Origin of the sequence: Tepidimicrobium xylanilyticum, from assembly GCF_900106765.1 — a bacterium.
Taxonomy (GTDB): Bacteria; Bacillota; Clostridia; order Tissierellales; family Tepidimicrobiaceae; genus Tepidimicrobium; species Tepidimicrobium xylanilyticum.
Window position 1 is genome coordinate 338,695 of the sequence record NZ_FNNG01000001.1, and the last position, 15,857, is coordinate 354,551.

Below are 15,857 nucleotides of genomic sequence, written 5' to 3' on the forward strand. Positions count from 1 at the left end.
TCCCTCCTATTTTATCTGGGATAAAGCTTGATGCAAATCCTCAATTATATCTTCATGATGTTCCAAACCTACTGATATTCTTATCATGGTTTCCGTTAAACCAAATCTGGATAACTCTTCTGCAGGATAACCTCTGTGGGTCATAGCTGCTGGTAGTTCAATTAATGTTTCACAGTCACCTAAGGACACTGCCAATTGGGCTAATTTAACGGAATTGACTACCTTTTTTGCATCATCTAAACTGCCATCTATTTCAAAGCTTATCATGGCTCCAAAACCACTCATCTGGTCCTTAGCCAATTCGTGTCCTTTAAAATCCTCTAATCCAGGATAGTAAACTTCCCTCACCTTGGGATGATTTTTTAGAAATTCAGCCACCTTTTTTGCATTTTTCTCATGCTCTCTCATCCTAATACCTAGGGTCTTTAAACCTCTTAATAAAAGCCAAGCATTAAATGGACTCATCACTCCGCCAAATTCACACATATAATCGAATTTAAGATAATGGACATAATCTAAATCCTTTGCGATAGCAACTCCCCCTATTACATCTCCATGCCCACATATATACTTAGTAGCACTGTGTACCACCACATCTGCCCCTAAGGTCAAAGGCCTTTGGAAATAAGGGGTAGCAAAGGTATTATCAATTACCACCTTTACATCCCTTTCCCTTGCAATTTTAGAAATGCCTTTAATATCTAATATTGTTAGATTAGGATTTGATGGGGTTTCAAAATAGATTACCTTAGTATTATCGTCCATTAAGTTATTAAGCTCGTCTAAATCCCTTAAATCAGCTATCTTACACTCTACATTATACTGGGGTAACAGGTTGGTTACCACGTTGAAACTTGAACCATATAAGGTTTTATGGACTATTAAATTATTTCCTGGCTTTAATAAGGAAAATAGTACTGAGCTAATGGCAGCCATCCCTGAAGAAAAGGCTACAGCCCCTTCTCCTTCCTCCAATGCTGCCATCCTATTTTCAAAAAGGCGCAAGGTAGGATTGTTGCCCCTTGTATAGACATAATCATCGCTTTCAAAAGACATAACCTTTTCTACATGCTCAATATCATTGAATACAAAAGTAGACGTTTGGTATATGGGAGGATTTAAGGCATTATTAGCATGTTTTCCCTTCATTCCAGCATGGATTGCCATAGTTTCGAATTTGCATTTTTCATTCTTCATTTATATTCTTCTCCTTTCTTATTTAATAAATCGGAGGATAATCCTCCGATCTATCATTGCATAAGGCTTCCAACAAATGTGGCTAATACCCCAAGTCCTGCTATCAATACTATACTTACGCCTTCACCAGCTTGAGCAAAATTGAACAGTTCTTGGCCTCCTCCTACTGCTACTGCTAAACCACCTATAAGACCTACTAATATTCCTATAAACATAATTATAGCTCCTGATCTTTGTCTAGGCCCTGTTTTAGGTAGATCTTCTTCTGGCATTATATCTTCCCACAACAAATCCCATTTCTTAATCCTAGGATATAATATCATTAGCAGAGGAATTCCTAAAACAAGTGATGGTATTGAATTGTTTAAGGATATTATAGCACCTAAGGCGGCAAATGGAACCATGCCAAGCAATTCCAATCCCCATCCTATAATGAGAGCACAGGATAAAGCTCCTCCAATAGCTGCAACGATAAAGGCCCCTATTTTCCTACCGGATTTTAAGTTGGGTTCCCTGTCATTGGAATCTACTATTCCTAGATTATTCCATATTTTATATGGAACATAGGCAAACATAAAGTTACCAACAAAACCAAAAGCACTACCAATTCCTAATGACCCAAAGAAATCCCCTATTAGATTTCCTATGGCAGAACCCCAAGCGCCTGCTGGTCCAAATAGTAATCCAAATACTACTGGTAATGCACTAGCAGGTCTAATTTCTGTAATTCCAGGAATTAATACTAAAGATTTAAAAGGAATTAATAAAGCTGCATAAAGTCCTGCACATAGGGCCACTAAGACCACCATTTTTGTGGATTTCCACATTTTAATGACTTCTTTCATATGAAATCCCCCTTTTTTATTAGAGTTTAACAATTGCATTACTGCAATTGCAATTGTCCTGATTCAAACCCTCGATAAAAACCTTTAAAAATACTTTAGTAATCTTTTCCTTATTCTGTGATAATAACTCGTGCATATTATCTATGGTCATGGTTTCTTCCATCCCTGTACACCAGTTGGTTACTATTCCTACCGTTGCATAGCAAATTCCCAATTCCTTTGCCAAAACCACTTCAGGAACGCTAGTCATTCCTACTACATCGCCACCAAATCTTTTATACATTTTGATTTCACTAGCAGTTTCAAACCTAGGTCCTTCGGTGCAAACATATACTGCATCCCCTTTAATATGTATTGATTCAGTTCTTGCAGCTTCATAAAATCTTTGTCTAAGATTTTTACAATAAGGGTCACTCATATCCACATGCTTAACTGGTTCATTGCCACCTTCAAAGAAGGTTAAAGGCCTTTGTTTAGTAAAATCAATGAAATCCTTAATAACCACAATATCCCCAGGAGCATAATTCTCATTACAAGACCCTACTGCTGCTGTTGCATAGACATATTTGACTCCCAATTCCTTTAAAGCCATCATATTTGCCATATAATTTATTAGGTGGGGTGGTACTGAATGGTTTACTCCATGTCTTGCTAAAAACACTATTTCTTCCCCTTGGACCCTTACTATGTTTACCTCTGCCTTCCCATAAGAGGTTTCTATAGTTTTTGAATAACTACCATCACCTATATCATATACTCCTGTACCTCCAATAATGGCTTTCCTCATGACATTATCCTCCTATAATTTAAATGTTATTTTTGCATATATGGAAACTAATATTAACAACAGTGTAATTATGAGTATCACATAATCTACACTTCTAAAACTTAATTCCATATAATAAGTTCTTTCCTTATCGTAGCCAAATCCTTTGGATTCTAAGGCCATGGAAAATACATTGGTACTCCTTATTACTGAAACGAAGGTTGGTATTATTAGTGGCACATATTTTTTTATCCTTTGGATAAAAGACCCTGAATCCAAGTCTAAGCCCCTCGACCTCTGAGCTTGAGTAATGGTATAGCTTGTTGCAACTATCATGGGAACTAATCTTATAGCTGTTGAAAATGCAAAGGCTCCTCTATAAGGTACTTTCAATTTTACCAAACCCAATGATATTCCCTCTATTGTGGTAGAGCTTAAAAATATCATTCCTGAAATTATCATTACATTAAATTTAATACCTACCGTTATGCCATAAATGATGCCTTCCAAGGTAATGGGACCTAATAATTTTGTTTCGCCTCCCCTTGTAATAGACCATATGACTATGGACATAAGACCAATCATGAATAGAATTACCCTTATTCGTTTTAAATTGGATAACACTTTCCCCGAATGGCCATATAGAAGTATAATTACTGCTAATGCTAATAATATTGGAAGGGATTCGAACAACAATGCAATTACAAAACTTCCAAACATTACTGCCAATTTAGTTCTTGGATCCAGCCTATGTAAAAAAGTGTCCTTATCAATATATAGGAACATATCCATACGTCTACACCCCCTTAGTACATCTAATCATTTCATCTACGGATAATAAGGTTTTCCCTAGCTTATTACTAAAGCTTACTATATGAGGTGTTTTTAAATAAGTTTTTAATAACTCCTCCTCTTTTTTAAACACATCTCTAGTACTGCCATATAATACTACCTTCCCATCATTTACTACCGCTACCTTATGGGCATATTCTGACACTACCCACATGGTATGGGTAATCATAACTATAGTATGTCCCTTTTCATTTAACTGCCTTATCAATTCCATCATTTGCCTTTGTTCTTTAAAATCTAATCCTGTTGTTGGTTCGTCTAGAATGATTACCTTTGGCCTAGCAGACAGAATTGATGCCACTGCTATCCTCTGCCTCTGACCTTTAGTTAATGAAAAGGGGTCTTCTTTTTCAAAGCCTTCCATATCTACTGCTTTCAAAGCCTCTCTTACTCTTTCTTCAATCTCAGTTTCCGAATAACCTCTAATTTTAGGACTAAAAGCCACTTCTTCATATACCGTATCTGCAAATATCTGATGGTCCGGATTTTGGAAGGCATAGCCTACAAGCTTTCCAATTTCAAATATACTTGATTCCTTAGTATCCTTTCCACCTACAATAACCTGTCCCTTAGTAGGCAATAATAGACCATTGAAATGTTTTACCAAAGTGGTTTTTCCACTGCCGTTATGACCTAAAATAGCAAGAAATTCTCCTTCTCTTATGGTCAAATTCACGCCCTTTAATGCAGTTTTTCCATTGGGATAGGTATGTTCTAAACCCTTTACTTCGATTAATACATCTCCATAGTTTTTTTCTCTTTCCAAATCCTCATTGATTATATTGATATATTCCTTATCATCAATTTCAAGTTTTAAGCTATTAAACTTTTCTAATCCTTCCTCTGGAGTTAAAGGTAACTCATGACTTTCTAAAGATGAAACTTTTGAAAAATACTTAGGTATTTGTAAAGGCATTATTCCTATTCTATCCATCAATTCCACATCTCTTAATATTTCCTCAGGATCCCCATCTCTCAATATATGCCCTTCTTCCATTATTATCAACCTATCAGCATATAAGGCTTCTTCTGTCTCATGTTCTATTATTATTAATGTAAGACTGCCCTCTTGATGTAATTCTTTAGCAATGGTAAAAATACCCATTTTGCCTATGGGATCTAAATCTGTAGTAGGTTCATCCATGCAGATAATCTTTGGCTTGGAAGCTAAAACTGAACCAATAGCAAGCCTTTGTTTCTGACCTCCCGACAAGGTAGGAGGTTGTCTATCTTCAAAACCCTCCAATTGGACAGTTTTTAAAACTTCTTTAATTCTCTTCTCTATTTCTGCTCTCTCAACCTTAAAATTTTCTGGGCCAAAGGCTATTTCCAATTTAGTATTAGTAGAAAATAGCTGGGATTCAAAATCCTGAAATACCAAGCCTATTTCCTTTGCCATTTTACTTACAGGATATTCTTTAGTATTCATTCCATTGATGAGTACTTGTCCACTGTACTCACCCCTAATAAAATGCGGTATCAAACCATTTAAGCAATTTGCCAAGGTAGATTTGCCTGCCCCACTAGGACCCATTATTACCACAAACTGACCTTCATCAATATCTAAATTTATATTCTCTATGGCATTGCCATTTTTTTGGTCCTTATATCTAAAAGTTAAGTTTTCAATGGATACAGCTTTTCCCATTATTGCTCCCCCTTATTTTAGTTTTATTATGTTATCCCTAAATGGAGGTTTAATAATTCCCTTCTCTGTAATAATACCCGTTATATTTTCATTGGGCGTTACATCAAATGCTGGATTATATACATCTATCCCTTCAGGAGCTATTCTTATATTTTCAATATGGGTTACTTCTTTGCTATCTCTTTCCTCTATCACTATTTCATCGCCAGTTTCTATGCTGAAATCTATAGTAGAAGTTGGTGCTACTATATAGAAGGGTACATTATACTCCTTAGCTAGTACGGATAACATAAAAGTACCTATCTTATTGGCAGTATCTCCATTTAAAGCAATTCTATCAGCCCCTACCAAAATGAGATCGACTTTTTTATCCCTTATTAATGTGGCAGCTACGCTATCTGCAATAAGCTTAGCTGGTATGCCTTCTTGTACTAATTCCCAAGCTGTAAGCCTTCCTCCTTGTAATCTTGGTCTAGTTTCATCAGCATAGACGAATATGTCCTTTCCGCTGTAGAAAGCTTCCCTGATCACTCCTAAGGCTGTGCCAAAGCCTGCTGTAGCTAAAGCTCCCGTATTACAATGGGTTAAAATTGTTGCTTTTTGTCCAACGATCTGGTTACCAATTTCCCCTATTCTCTTGTTGGTTTCAATATCTTCCTTTAATATCCTATCTGCTTCCTCCTTTAACTTCATATAAATATCCTCTACTGATAAATCCCTATTTCTTTCAATGAGATTATTCATTCTTTCAATAGCCCACATTAGATTTACTGCTGTGGGACGAGACTCATTAAGAAAACTTAGGGCCTTTTTCATATTGGACAAAAATTCTTTCTTTTCGCCATCAATAAATTCCTTGGCTGCTAAAACTACTCCATAGGCTGCTGTAGCGCCTATAGCTGGTGCTCCTCTGACAACCATTTCCTTAATAGCATAATATACGTCCTTATAGGTTCTACATTCAAATATTTCATAGGAAACGGGCAATTTCCTCTGGTCTATTAGGTACAGAGCATCTTCTTTGAATTCTATAGTCTTTATTTCCTTCATAATTTCCCTCTCCTTCTAATTAGTCCATTTTTAAGTCGAATATTACTTTACCTGCCTTTCTATCAAAAGCTTTTTCATAATCCTTTAAGGAACAAATTTCATCAATTAATCCATCTGCTGAAAACAATTTTCTTTCCATAATCCTCAATGCAGCATCCATAGGTCCACATCTAGACCCTAATATATTTACTTCATTAACCACCCAATTTGTAGGATTCAATACTGTATTGGAATTATAGGTACTCTTTAATATTATAGTCCCTTTTGGCTTTACTATTTCCCCTGCAACAATTAAACCCTGTTCATTCCCAGTACAATCCACCACTACATCAAAATACTTATTAATTTTAAGCTCATCTATTAAGGCAACTTTACCTTTATCCTTAACTAAATTCAATTTTTGCAAATGTTTGCCTATTATGGTAAGATCACAAGCCGTTAAACTTAGAACCTGAGCTATTAGCTGCCCCAATTTCCCATCTCCAATGATAGCTACCCTATGTTTAGGCTTGATATGAAACATTTCCGTTATCTCTAGTGCTGCAGACAAGGGTTCAGCAAACACAGCTTCTAAGTTGGAAACCCCCTCGGGAACTATATGAATATTATTATTAGGAAGAGTGATGTAGTCAGCAAAGACCCCATCTTTTCCAATCATCCCAAGAACCTTTCTATCATAACAGTGATTATATAGACCTTCTTTGCAAAACTCACATTGGTAACAGCCAATATTAATCTCCCCTACTATCCTCTTTCCTATTAAGTTTTTATCGGTAGAATCCTCAACTATTCCCACAAATTCATGACCTAATATCCCAGTAAATTTCTTATAGCCCTTTAATATCTCCTTATCAGTATTACATATTCCAGCATATAAAATTTTAATTAAGGATTCATCCTTCTCCATTTTAGGCATGGGGATGTCCTCTCTATATTGAAGTTTTCCATCAAAATACAATCCTCGCATCCACCTACCCCCTTTAAGCTTTAATAATGCCTTAATCTATTGACCTTAAATTTAAAAATATCCGGATTAAAGTAATCCATTGAATATATTTGAGGATGCCCTTCTTTATCATAGTGAACCTGGTACAATAATAGGAACAATTGATTTTCTTTAATATCCATATGCTTTTTCATTTCCTCCGTTGGAAGGACAGGGATAATATCAGCAGTAGCATATTCTGGTATTATACCAAAATTTTCCTCAAGATATTCAAACATGGACTCTTTATCAATATTTTTGGGTATATCTCCAACTATATTACTCCTCTTAATTGTGTCTACACAATATGCCGCAATCTTTCCATCGGCAGTTCTAATTCTGGTAAATGTTATAACCTTTTCTTTAGGTTTGAGCTTCATCTTTTGAATCATATCCCTAGTGGGGAGTGACTCTTTTATATCGACCCATTTGGTGCCTGGCTTATAGCCAAAACTTTCTATTATATCCGTAATGCTCTCCAACTTTTCCAAGCCACTTTCAACTTGAATGGGCACCTTGTTTACAAAAGTACCTTTCCCATGTATTTTATATAGTATTTTATCCTGTTCTAAGAGAGCTAATGCTTCCCTTACTGTGTACCTACTGACACCAAACATATCTACTAATACAGCTTCTGAAGGAAGAATATCATCAGGTTGAAGATTTTCCTTCAAAATATATTCAATTATTTTTTTTTTGATTTTTTGGCTTAAGGAAACGGACCTCTCTTTAATAGGCATTAATCTTTTCACTCCTTTAACTTGTCTGTCATCAGACATGTTAATTTAATACTAACACTTTTTGAATCTTCTGTCAATAGTTTTGATCCAGTTCATGGGAAAATGTAAAAAATGATAATAAATCATTTATTTATTAAAACTATATGGTATAATCTAAGGAGATGAAATTAGAAAGGTGGAGGACTATTGGAAGGACAAATGAATAGTAAAAAGATTATTGCATTACTCTTAGCATTAGCAATGGTGGTAGGAGTATTGGTAACTCTGAAACTTAGTTTTAATAATAATGATGTGGTTGCCCTAGTCGGGGATGAAAAAATTACTAAAGATGAATTATACGATTTTTTAGTAAAAGCTAATGGTCAGAATGCCTTAGATGCTTTAATTATTAATAAAATCATCCTTTTAGAATCTGAAAAAGAAGACATTAAAGTTTCTAAGGAAGAAATCGATGAGCAAAAAAATAAGATGATTGAAAACATGGGAGGGCAAGAAGCTTATAAATCAGCTCTTCAGCTCTATGGAATATCTGAAGAAGAACTTGAACACGATATAGAGATGAATCTATACCTTAAAAAGCTATTGGAGTCCAGAATCCCTATAACCGAAGAGGAAATGAAGCAATACTTTGAAAAAAATAAGAATTCCTTTAGACAGGAAGAACAAGTAAAGGCTCGCCATATATTAGTAGATAGTGAAGAAACCGCTTTAGAAGTAAAGAAAAAACTAGATGAAGGAGAGAAGTTTGAAGACTTGGCAAAGGATTATTCAATAGATCTTAGCAATAGTCAACAAGGTGGAGACTTAGGCTTCTTCGGAAGAGGAAGGATGGTAGAAGAATTTGAGGAAGTAGCCTTTTCTTTGGGAATTGGTGAAATCAGTGAACCTGTAAAAACTGAGTTTGGTTACCATATCATTAAAGTAGAAGATAGGAAGGAAGAAAAGGAACCAGATTTTGAAAATAGCAAGGATGAAATAAAGGATCTATTATTCCAAGAAAGATTCCAAGAAACTTATGATACTTGGTTGCAAGAAAAATTAGAAGAATATGAAATTCAAACATTCCTATAAGATTCAAATATAATATGAAAGGCAAGGGGTTAATCCCTTGCCTTGTCTTTATCTAAATCTTCCCTTTAATCCAATATACTGGTCGAATACCAGTCTACTTATTTTTGCCCCAAATCTATAGGATTCGTGATCTTGGTAATAAAGGTTATCATTAAACTCCTTTGTAAATATACATATTACATAACCACCATAAGGAGTAAAAACTATGCCCCCGTCATTTCTGCAAGCATCCATACTTCCACTCTTAGAAGCAATGGAGATAAGCTCTTCATCACCAGTGTTTTCAGAATCCAAATAATACTGAGGCAGTTCTCTAGTTAAGATGGTATTGTAATGCTGCCTTTTGAATATATCTATCATTTCCTGAGAAATCTCTTGGCTCCATAATTCCCTTTTATACAGCTTTTCAAAGAATAAACCATAATCTTTGGGAGTGGTAGTTCCTAATTTATCGTACTTATTAAAGTCGATTCTATTGTGAAGAACCGTATCCTTAAATCCTAAATTCTGACAGGTATTATTTATATTATCAATTCCCAGCAGGTCTATTAATATATTTGTAGCCACATTATCGCTGACGATGATCATAAGGGTAGCAATAGACTTTGCATCCAACTTAATACCATAGCTTAAATCCCTTAAAACTCCGCTTCCTACTACAAAATGCTCTTCAGTATATTCTAATAGGTCATTACGGCTAACCTTTCCTTCATGTATTTGCCTATATAGTTCTGTTAGGACAAATACCTTGATGCAACTGGCTGACTCAAATTTTTCCTGAGAATTGACCCCTATAATATTCCCCTTAAAATCACTAGCATAAAAACCAAGTTTCCCGCTAAAATTAAAGACCTCTGCATTAATTCTAGCTTCTAAAGACAGTTTATCCATTCTATCCCTCCAGTAATATTTAGTTCCATGTCTAATTCGACAATTACATGAAAATTCCTTTATTTTTTGTCATTAATTTTGATTCTCTCCCATTAGCCTATATGTTTTAGAGGGAACTTAAAAGGAGGTTAGTTTTGCTCGTGAGTGCTTCTACTATTAGAAGCATCTTCAACAGCCGGAAATACGATGGTTATTCTAGTCCCTATGTTAACCCTACTTAATACTTCAAAATATGCACCATGGCGTTCTACTATCCATTTAGCAATGGACAGGCCTAAACCAGAACCACCTGTTTCCCTAGCCCTCGATTGGTCAGAACGATAAAAACGGTCAAAAATATGAGGTAGGTTTTCAGGATTAATTCCAATCCCATTATCCTGTACTGTAATATGAATATTTCCATCCTTAGGACAGACCCTTAACATTATTTTTTCTCCATTGGGAGTATATTTCATGCTATTGTCAACCAATATTCTTATTGCTTGCTTTAGAAGCTGCCTATCCCCATTAATATAGGCAGGACTAGTTAGTTCCATTTTAAAATCATGGCTTTTGTCGATTAGTTGGGCTTCTCTAACTATTTCATCCACTAGTTCGGAGGCATCTATTACTTCTTTGTGTAGTTGGATAGTTTCATTATCGCCTCTCGCAAGGAATAGCAGCTTTTCTACTAATTCCTTCATATTTTCTGCTTCCGTCTTAATTGCATCTATGGACTCTTGCAAAGTCTTTTCATCCTTTTTACCCCATCTATCCAAAAGATTAGCATACCCCTGTATGACGGATATAGGAGTTCTTAATTCATGAGAAGCATCGGAAACAAACCTAACTTGTGACTGATATGCAGCATGAATCCTATTTAACATTTGGTTTATTGCAGCAGCTAAATCCTTTAACTCCGATTGTGAACTATCAACAGATATACGGCTATCCAACTTATTTGCATCGATTTCACTAATAACCCCTGCCAAATCCTTAATATATGCTCCATTCCCCATGGAAGATACTTCTTTATTAAGGCTCTTAGCCGTTTCTGATAACTCTTCTAACGGCTTCAAAGTCCTCCTTATCATCCTGAAGCCTTTTCCTACATTTCCAATCAATATCAATAACTCTAATGACAGTATCGCTGAGAATAGGATTAAGAACAGTTTTAAACTAGGACCTAAAGAATAAACTATTTGATAAGGTTCTCCATCTATGGTCAATCCAATAATATATTTTACTAAGCTCATTCTTTCAAGGAAATTCAGTCCTTGACTTGCTTCAGGTATATGGATACTTCGCTTTGCATCCTTTATTACTCCAGGTAATCGTTTTTGCAGGCTGGCAGGAATCTTTATCCCTGTTTTTAATTCTTCACCTGATATTACCTGATAGTTACTACTAGGATTTATTTGTTTTATATTACCAGAAGTCCCTTCAATAATATATATTATATCTTGAGCACCCTCTTCTACCTTCCATAAGGTAATGATAAAACCCATTAATAAAATCAGTATATTAATTGCAAGAAATCCGGAAAAAAGTCTTCCCAGCATTCCTAAATTTAGCTTAATAACTAACGATGAACGTATTTTATTAGTTAAATTGGTCGAAGATTTACTTTTACTCATCTTTAATTACGTACCCCACTCCCCGTACAGTATGTATTATCTTTAGTCTAAAAGGTTCTTCAATCTTGGCACGAATATATCTTATATATACATCCACTGCATTGGTATCTCCTGCAAAGTCATAGCCCCATATCTCTTCCAGAATGTTTTCTCTGCTCAATACTATATTCTTATTTTTCAATAGATAATGCAACAGGTCAAATTCTCGTTTAGTTAAATGTATTAAGTTGCCTTTTACCCAAACCTCCCTTTTCATTGGATCCAGTTGCAAATCCCCTACTGTCAGTTGAGTAGAATTGGTGGATTGATTTACTTGATTCCTTTTCCTAAGGGCAACTCTAATTCTGGCCAACAATTCCTCTATTGCAAAAGGCTTAGTAATATAGTCATCTGCACCACCGTCTAATCCCGTAACTTTATCTACAACAGCATCTCTTGCTGTAAGTAGTATTATTGGTATATCGGAAAATTGCCTTATCCTCCTCAGAACTTCAATTCCATTAATACCCGGCAGCATTATATCTAATAGAATTAAATCAAAGGGCTGGTTTTTTGCAATCTCCAGCCCATCTCTCCCATTGAAGGCCTTCTCCACTTCATAGCCTTCGTATTTAAGCTCTAATTCAATAAAACGTGCTATTTTCTCCTCATCCTCAATTATCAGAATTCTCCTCATTATATTCCTCACCTTTTACTTCCTTTTTAAGGTTCTCAGCAGCATTAGCCACTGAATTCATGGCACGGTTTACACTCTCTTTCCCTAAATCTGGACCAGTAAATACATATCTATACCCGAAGAATAGGCCTAGTATGATGATTGGAATAGTAATCCAGAAGGTAAACATTACAAGGATTACTAACACGGTTACAGGTATGGTCATAATCTTTTCGCCATCTTTGATTACTTCAAAATGATTCCTATTCCCTCTATTTATTATATTACCACACCATCTAAAAAATTTGCCTATTAAATCTCCAAAAGAAACTCCATATTCATTTTTGGATTTAGCACCTTTAGTTTGATACTCTTTACTCCCGTCCTCCTGTGAGCCCTTTGAGCTGTAATAACCTCCACCTTCAGGGGGTTTCACCCGGTTTTGCTTTTCAAGATTAATTAGTGCTTCAAGTATGTCTCCATTGGCTTCTTCCAAGGCCTTTTTTGCTTCATCATATGAAACGTTAGCTCTTTTTCTCAATTTTTCAACTTGATCTAAAGTAATCATAAACACAACCTCCTGTTATTTAATGTGGTTCCATTATAACAACAGAAGCTTTGAATACAATTTAAAAAAGATTAAAATTCGATTAAAATTTAAAAACTTTTTTATTTTTGCCATTATATCATATGGAAATTATACTTTCAATGAATGAAAATATTCATAATATGAAAACCCTGCAGGAAAAGAATATATTGTATGTAATATATAAGTATATTTGATTTAATACTTTGTATTTAATATTATTTATGCTAGAATATTTAAGTGTAATATTATAAATTTTATATAACGGAGGTATTCCTATGGCAACTATTTCAAAATTTAAAAGAAAAGAAATTAATAAAAATAACCCCATCTTTTCTCCAATTAGAACTACTGTGGAAACTGTTTTTTATGGAAATAATGTGATAAAAATTAATACCCTAAAAGAAGCCTATAAATTAGCTAAAGATTCTGCCGGCACTATTGTCACCGATATGCCCGTATATAGGCCTGAAGAAATAGGTTTAGATGCAGATGCTAAAATTCTACTATTCAATGATGGTGGAGTTACTGGTAGGACTGCAGCAGCAAGAAGAATTATTGGAGACCCTAATATCGATGCTTCTAAATATGCAGAAATAATTAGGGAGGCTGTTTATAACACTAGATTTCGAAAGATGTACCATGCAGAAGCTTTAATAGGTTTAGATAAGGATTTTATGGTCAAATCCCATCTATTAATTCCTGAAGGCTTTGAAAATACATTATACAACTGGCTGCTTAATTTTCAATATATAAATGAAAAATATGCCAAAATGTATCAAGAATCCATTAAATTTAATGATGAAGGGGATATTTACATATTATCTGTACCAGATTGGGAAGATGTAAATCATCCGCTAGGTCTAGCCATATTCGATCCTGAACATAATTGTGCTTGTATATTAGGTATGAAGTACTTCGGTGAGCATAAAAAAGGAACTCTCACTTTAGCTTGGGGAATTGCCAACAGAAATGGCTATGCCTCATGCCATGGTGGATTAAAAAGGTACGATATAGATGGAAAGAATAAATATACAGTAGGAGTCTTTGGCCTATCTGGTTCTGGCAAGTCTACCATAACCCATGAAAAACATGATGGCAAATATGATATAACCATATTACACGATGACGCCTATATAATATCCACAGAAAACGGTTCTTCCGTTGCATTAGAACCTTCCTATTTCGATAAGACGCAGGATTATCCTTTGGATTCTTCAGCAAATAAGTATCTCATCACCGTTCAAAACTGTGGGGCTACTTTAGATGAAGATGGTAAATGTGTAATAGTAACTGAAGATATTAGAAATGGCAATGGTCGTGCAATAAAATCAAAATTATGGGCTGATAATAGGGTGGACAAGATAGAAGAACCAGTAGATGCTATTGTATGGTTAATGAAAGACCCTTCACTGCCACCTGTAGTAAAAATAAATAATCCGACTTTAGCGGCTGTAATGGGGGCTACATTAGCAACTAAAAGAACCTCTGCAGAAAGGCTGACTAGTGATGTGGATAAAGATGCCCTAGTAATCGAATGCTATGCCAATCCCTTCCGCACTTATCCGCTAAAGGATGATTATACTAAGTTTAAAGAGCTATTTGAAAAGAGAAATGTAGACTGCTTTATATTCAATACAGGCCATTTCCTAGACAAGAAGGTACCAAAAGAGGTTACATTAAAAGCTTTGGAGCTCATAGTGGAAGGAAAAGCTGAATTCAAGCAATGGGGAAGCTTTTCAAATATAGAATACCTTGAAATAGAAGGTTTCCCAGTAAATATGGAAGATGAAAATTATATAGAAAAGCTAAATAACAGTATAGACTATCGAATAAAATTCCTAGAGTCCCTCAAGGGTAAGAGGGATGAACTAGCTCAGGAAACCTTAGATATTCTATATAATATGAAGAAAGAATTATGCAGCATAAATGCAGCAAATTGTGAATGATATATTTTCAATTATAAAGTGGCAAGGGGTCTGACCCCTTGCCATACATTAGGGATAATTCAATTGTATGGTAAGTCTATCGTAACCAATCGTGGTCTGGGGGAAAACTCTCCTTGCATTTTCAATATGCTTTTCAGGCTCTTCCATAACTGGACTAAAATGGGTTAACAAAAGCTCCTTAACTTTCCCCTCATAAGCTAGTCTAGCTGCCTCAGAAAACAGCATATGCTTATTTTTAATAGCCCGTTCCCTATCTTGTTCATCACCATAGGTCCCTTCGCAAATAAATAATTGGCTGCCCTCTATGAAATCTGGTATTGTATCTATGGGCCTTGTATCCGTAATAAAGCTCAACTTAATTCCCTCTCTATTATCATCCAATACCATGGAAGGCTTTATAGTCATTCCTTCATATATCACTGTTTCCCCTTGCTGAAGTCTTTTCCACAGATTCTTAGGCACCCCATTGGATATGGCTTTTTCAGGGTTAAATTTAGGCCTCCTAGGTACATAGAAACTGTAGCCTATGCAGGGTGATGAATGGTCTAATTCTAAAGTGGAAATTATTAGATCTCCATAGGATTGGCTAGACTCATCTGCCTCTTTTATCTCCAAACCATGCTTGTTAAAACTTACCACAATGGAAATCTCTGAAACCTCTACTAGATGGATGGAATAGGGAAGGTAGGAAAGGGAAGCCAATAATCCTTCTATTATCTTCTTTATGCCCTGTGGTCCTATTATCATCATAGGTGCCCTTCTTCCAGAATTCCCAATAGTCGTAAGAAGGCCTGGCAATCCTAATATATGGTCTCCATGCCAATGGGTTATCAATATCATATCAATAGATTTAAAACCCCATTTTAAAAGTCTGAGAGAGACCTGCGTCCCTTCTCCACAATCAACTAAAATCTTACTCCCTTTATATTTTATTAATAAGGAGGACAAAAACCTTTCCGGTATGGGCATACTTCCTCCCGTCCCCAATAAAGCTAAATCTAACATG

General features: G+C 35.4%; 15 protein-coding genes. 2 read left to right on the forward strand and 13 right to left on the reverse strand.

Going from position 1 to position 15,857, the window contains the following annotated elements; all coding sequences use genetic code 11:
• Positions 1 to 6: 6 nt before the first annotated feature.
• Genes BLV68_RS01490 through BLV68_RS01525 form a run of 8 tightly spaced genes read right to left on the reverse strand, consistent with a single transcriptional unit; the run spans position 7 to position 8,083 of the window.
• Positions 7 to 1,197 carry a trans-sulfuration enzyme family protein gene (locus BLV68_RS01490; protein WP_093750143.1) on the reverse strand — a complete coding sequence of 397 codons (1,191 nt, stop codon included), beginning with the start codon at positions 1,195 to 1,197 and terminating at the stop codon, positions 7 to 9.
• A gap of 53 nt (positions 1,198 to 1,250) precedes the next feature.
• Positions 1,251 to 2,042, reverse strand: a complete 792-nt coding sequence (locus BLV68_RS01495; protein ID WP_093750145.1) for a QueT transporter family protein — start codon at positions 2,040 to 2,042, stop codon at positions 1,251 to 1,253.
• Between the two features lie 19 nt (positions 2,043 to 2,061).
• A complete protein-coding gene (locus tag BLV68_RS01500; RefSeq protein WP_093750147.1) occupies positions 2,062 to 2,829 on the reverse strand; it encodes an S-methyl-5'-thioinosine phosphorylase in 768 nt (255 codons plus the stop codon).
• Between the two features lie 12 nt (positions 2,830 to 2,841).
• Entirely contained in the window at positions 2,842 to 3,600 is a 759-nt protein-coding gene (locus BLV68_RS01505) for an energy-coupling factor transporter transmembrane component T family protein (RefSeq protein WP_093750149.1), read from the reverse strand.
• A gap of 4 nt (positions 3,601 to 3,604) precedes the next feature.
• Positions 3,605 to 5,308 carry an ABC transporter ATP-binding protein gene (locus BLV68_RS01510; protein WP_093750151.1) on the reverse strand — a complete coding sequence of 568 codons (1,704 nt, stop codon included), beginning with the start codon at positions 5,306 to 5,308 and terminating at the stop codon, positions 3,605 to 3,607.
• A gap of 12 nt (positions 5,309 to 5,320) precedes the next feature.
• Positions 5,321 to 6,358 (reverse strand): S-methyl-5-thioribose-1-phosphate isomerase, encoded by a 1,038-nt coding sequence (mtnA, locus tag BLV68_RS01515; RefSeq protein WP_093750153.1) that lies wholly within the window; start codon positions 6,356 to 6,358, stop codon positions 5,321 to 5,323.
• 19 nt (positions 6,359 to 6,377) lie between these two features.
• Positions 6,378 to 7,325, reverse strand: coding sequence for an MDR/zinc-dependent alcohol dehydrogenase-like family protein (locus BLV68_RS01520; protein WP_093750155.1), 948 nt, complete (start codon positions 7,323 to 7,325; stop codon positions 6,378 to 6,380).
• 20 nt (positions 7,326 to 7,345) lie between these two features.
• Complete coding sequence (locus tag BLV68_RS01525; protein WP_093750157.1) at positions 7,346 to 8,083, reverse strand: GntR family transcriptional regulator; 738 nt, start codon at positions 8,081 to 8,083, stop codon at positions 7,346 to 7,348.
• A 186-nt stretch (positions 8,084 to 8,269) separates the two neighbouring features.
• On the opposite strand from BLV68_RS01525, the gene BLV68_RS01530 reads away from it, so the two are divergent.
• Positions 8,270 to 9,154 (forward strand): foldase protein PrsA, encoded by an 885-nt coding sequence (locus BLV68_RS01530; RefSeq protein ID WP_200773591.1) that lies wholly within the window; start codon positions 8,270 to 8,272, stop codon positions 9,152 to 9,154.
• Positions 9,155 to 9,202: 48 nt separating this feature from the next.
• On the opposite strand, the gene BLV68_RS01535 is transcribed toward BLV68_RS01530, so the two are convergent.
• From BLV68_RS01535 to BLV68_RS01550, 4 genes are all read right to left on the reverse strand, one after another.
• Positions 9,203 to 10,045 (reverse strand): serine hydrolase, encoded by an 843-nt coding sequence (locus BLV68_RS01535; RefSeq protein WP_093750159.1) that lies wholly within the window; start codon positions 10,043 to 10,045, stop codon positions 9,203 to 9,205.
• Positions 10,046 to 10,173: 128 nt separating this feature from the next.
• Positions 10,174 to 11,661 carry a sensor histidine kinase gene (locus tag BLV68_RS01540; protein WP_093750161.1) on the reverse strand — a complete coding sequence of 496 codons (1,488 nt, stop codon included), beginning with the start codon at positions 11,659 to 11,661 and terminating at the stop codon, positions 10,174 to 10,176.
• Entirely contained in the window at positions 11,654 to 12,337 is a 684-nt protein-coding gene (locus BLV68_RS01545) for a response regulator transcription factor (RefSeq protein ID WP_200773592.1), read from the reverse strand. The genes BLV68_RS01540 and BLV68_RS01545 overlap by 8 nt, the downstream gene beginning before the upstream one ends.
• Positions 12,315 to 12,884: a DUF4342 domain-containing protein gene (locus tag BLV68_RS01550; RefSeq protein WP_093750163.1), complete on the reverse strand. Its 570-nt coding sequence runs from the start codon at positions 12,882 to 12,884 to the stop codon at positions 12,315 to 12,317. Before BLV68_RS01550 ends, BLV68_RS01545 begins: the two co-directional genes overlap by 23 nt.
• 296 nt (positions 12,885 to 13,180) lie before the next feature.
• On the opposite strand from BLV68_RS01550, the gene BLV68_RS01555 reads away from it, so the two are divergent.
• Entirely contained in the window at positions 13,181 to 14,851 is a 1,671-nt protein-coding gene (locus BLV68_RS01555; RefSeq protein WP_093750165.1) for a phosphoenolpyruvate carboxykinase (ATP), read from the forward strand.
• A 48-nt stretch (positions 14,852 to 14,899) separates the two neighbouring features.
• Here the strand turns inward: BLV68_RS01555 and BLV68_RS01560 are convergent, their stop codons facing one another.
• Positions 14,900 to 15,856, reverse strand: coding sequence for a ribonuclease Z (locus BLV68_RS01560; protein ID WP_093750167.1), 957 nt, complete (start codon positions 15,854 to 15,856; stop codon positions 14,900 to 14,902).
• Position 15,857 lies beyond the last annotated feature (1 nt).

Excerpts from the sequence above, each read along its gene's own strand:
- BLV68_RS01490 (WP_093750143.1), bottom strand. The coding sequence starts at position 1,197 with ATGAAGAATGAAAAATGCAAATTCGAAACTATGGCAATCCATGCTGGA.
- BLV68_RS01495 (WP_093750145.1), bottom strand. The coding sequence starts at position 2,042 with ATGAAAGAAGTCATTAAAATGTGGAAATCCACAAAAATGGTGGTCTTA.
- BLV68_RS01500 (WP_093750147.1), bottom strand. The coding sequence starts at position 2,829 with ATGAGGAAAGCCATTATTGGAGGTACAGGAGTATATGATATAGGTGAT.
- BLV68_RS01505 (WP_093750149.1), bottom strand. The coding sequence starts at position 3,600 with ATGGATATGTTCCTATATATTGATAAGGACACTTTTTTACATAGGCTG.
- BLV68_RS01510 (WP_093750151.1), bottom strand. The coding sequence starts at position 5,308 with ATGGGAAAAGCTGTATCCATTGAAAACTTAACTTTTAGATATAAGGAC.
- mtnA (WP_093750153.1), bottom strand. The coding sequence starts at position 6,358 with ATGAAGGAAATAAAGACTATAGAATTCAAAGAAGATGCTCTGTACCTA.
- BLV68_RS01520 (WP_093750155.1), bottom strand. The coding sequence starts at position 7,325 with ATGCGAGGATTGTATTTTGATGGAAAACTTCAATATAGAGAGGACATC.
- BLV68_RS01525 (WP_093750157.1), bottom strand. The coding sequence starts at position 8,083 with ATGCCTATTAAAGAGAGGTCCGTTTCCTTAAGCCAAAAAATCAAAAAA.
- BLV68_RS01535 (WP_093750159.1), bottom strand. The coding sequence starts at position 10,045 with ATGGATAAACTGTCTTTAGAAGCTAGAATTAATGCAGAGGTCTTTAAT.
- BLV68_RS01540 (WP_093750161.1), bottom strand. The coding sequence starts at position 11,661 with ATGAGTAAAAGTAAATCTTCGACCAATTTAACTAATAAAATACGTTCA.
- BLV68_RS01545 (WP_200773592.1), bottom strand. The coding sequence starts at position 12,337 with ATGAGGAGAATTCTGATAATTGAGGATGAGGAGAAAATAGCACGTTTT.
- BLV68_RS01550 (WP_093750163.1), bottom strand. The coding sequence starts at position 12,884 with ATGATTACTTTAGATCAAGTTGAAAAATTGAGAAAAAGAGCTAACGTT.
- BLV68_RS01555 (WP_093750165.1), top strand. The coding sequence starts at position 13,181 with ATGGCAACTATTTCAAAATTTAAAAGAAAAGAAATTAATAAAAATAAC.
- BLV68_RS01560 (WP_093750167.1), bottom strand. The coding sequence starts at position 15,856 with ATGTTAGATTTAGCTTTATTGGGGACGGGAGGAAGTATGCCCATACCG.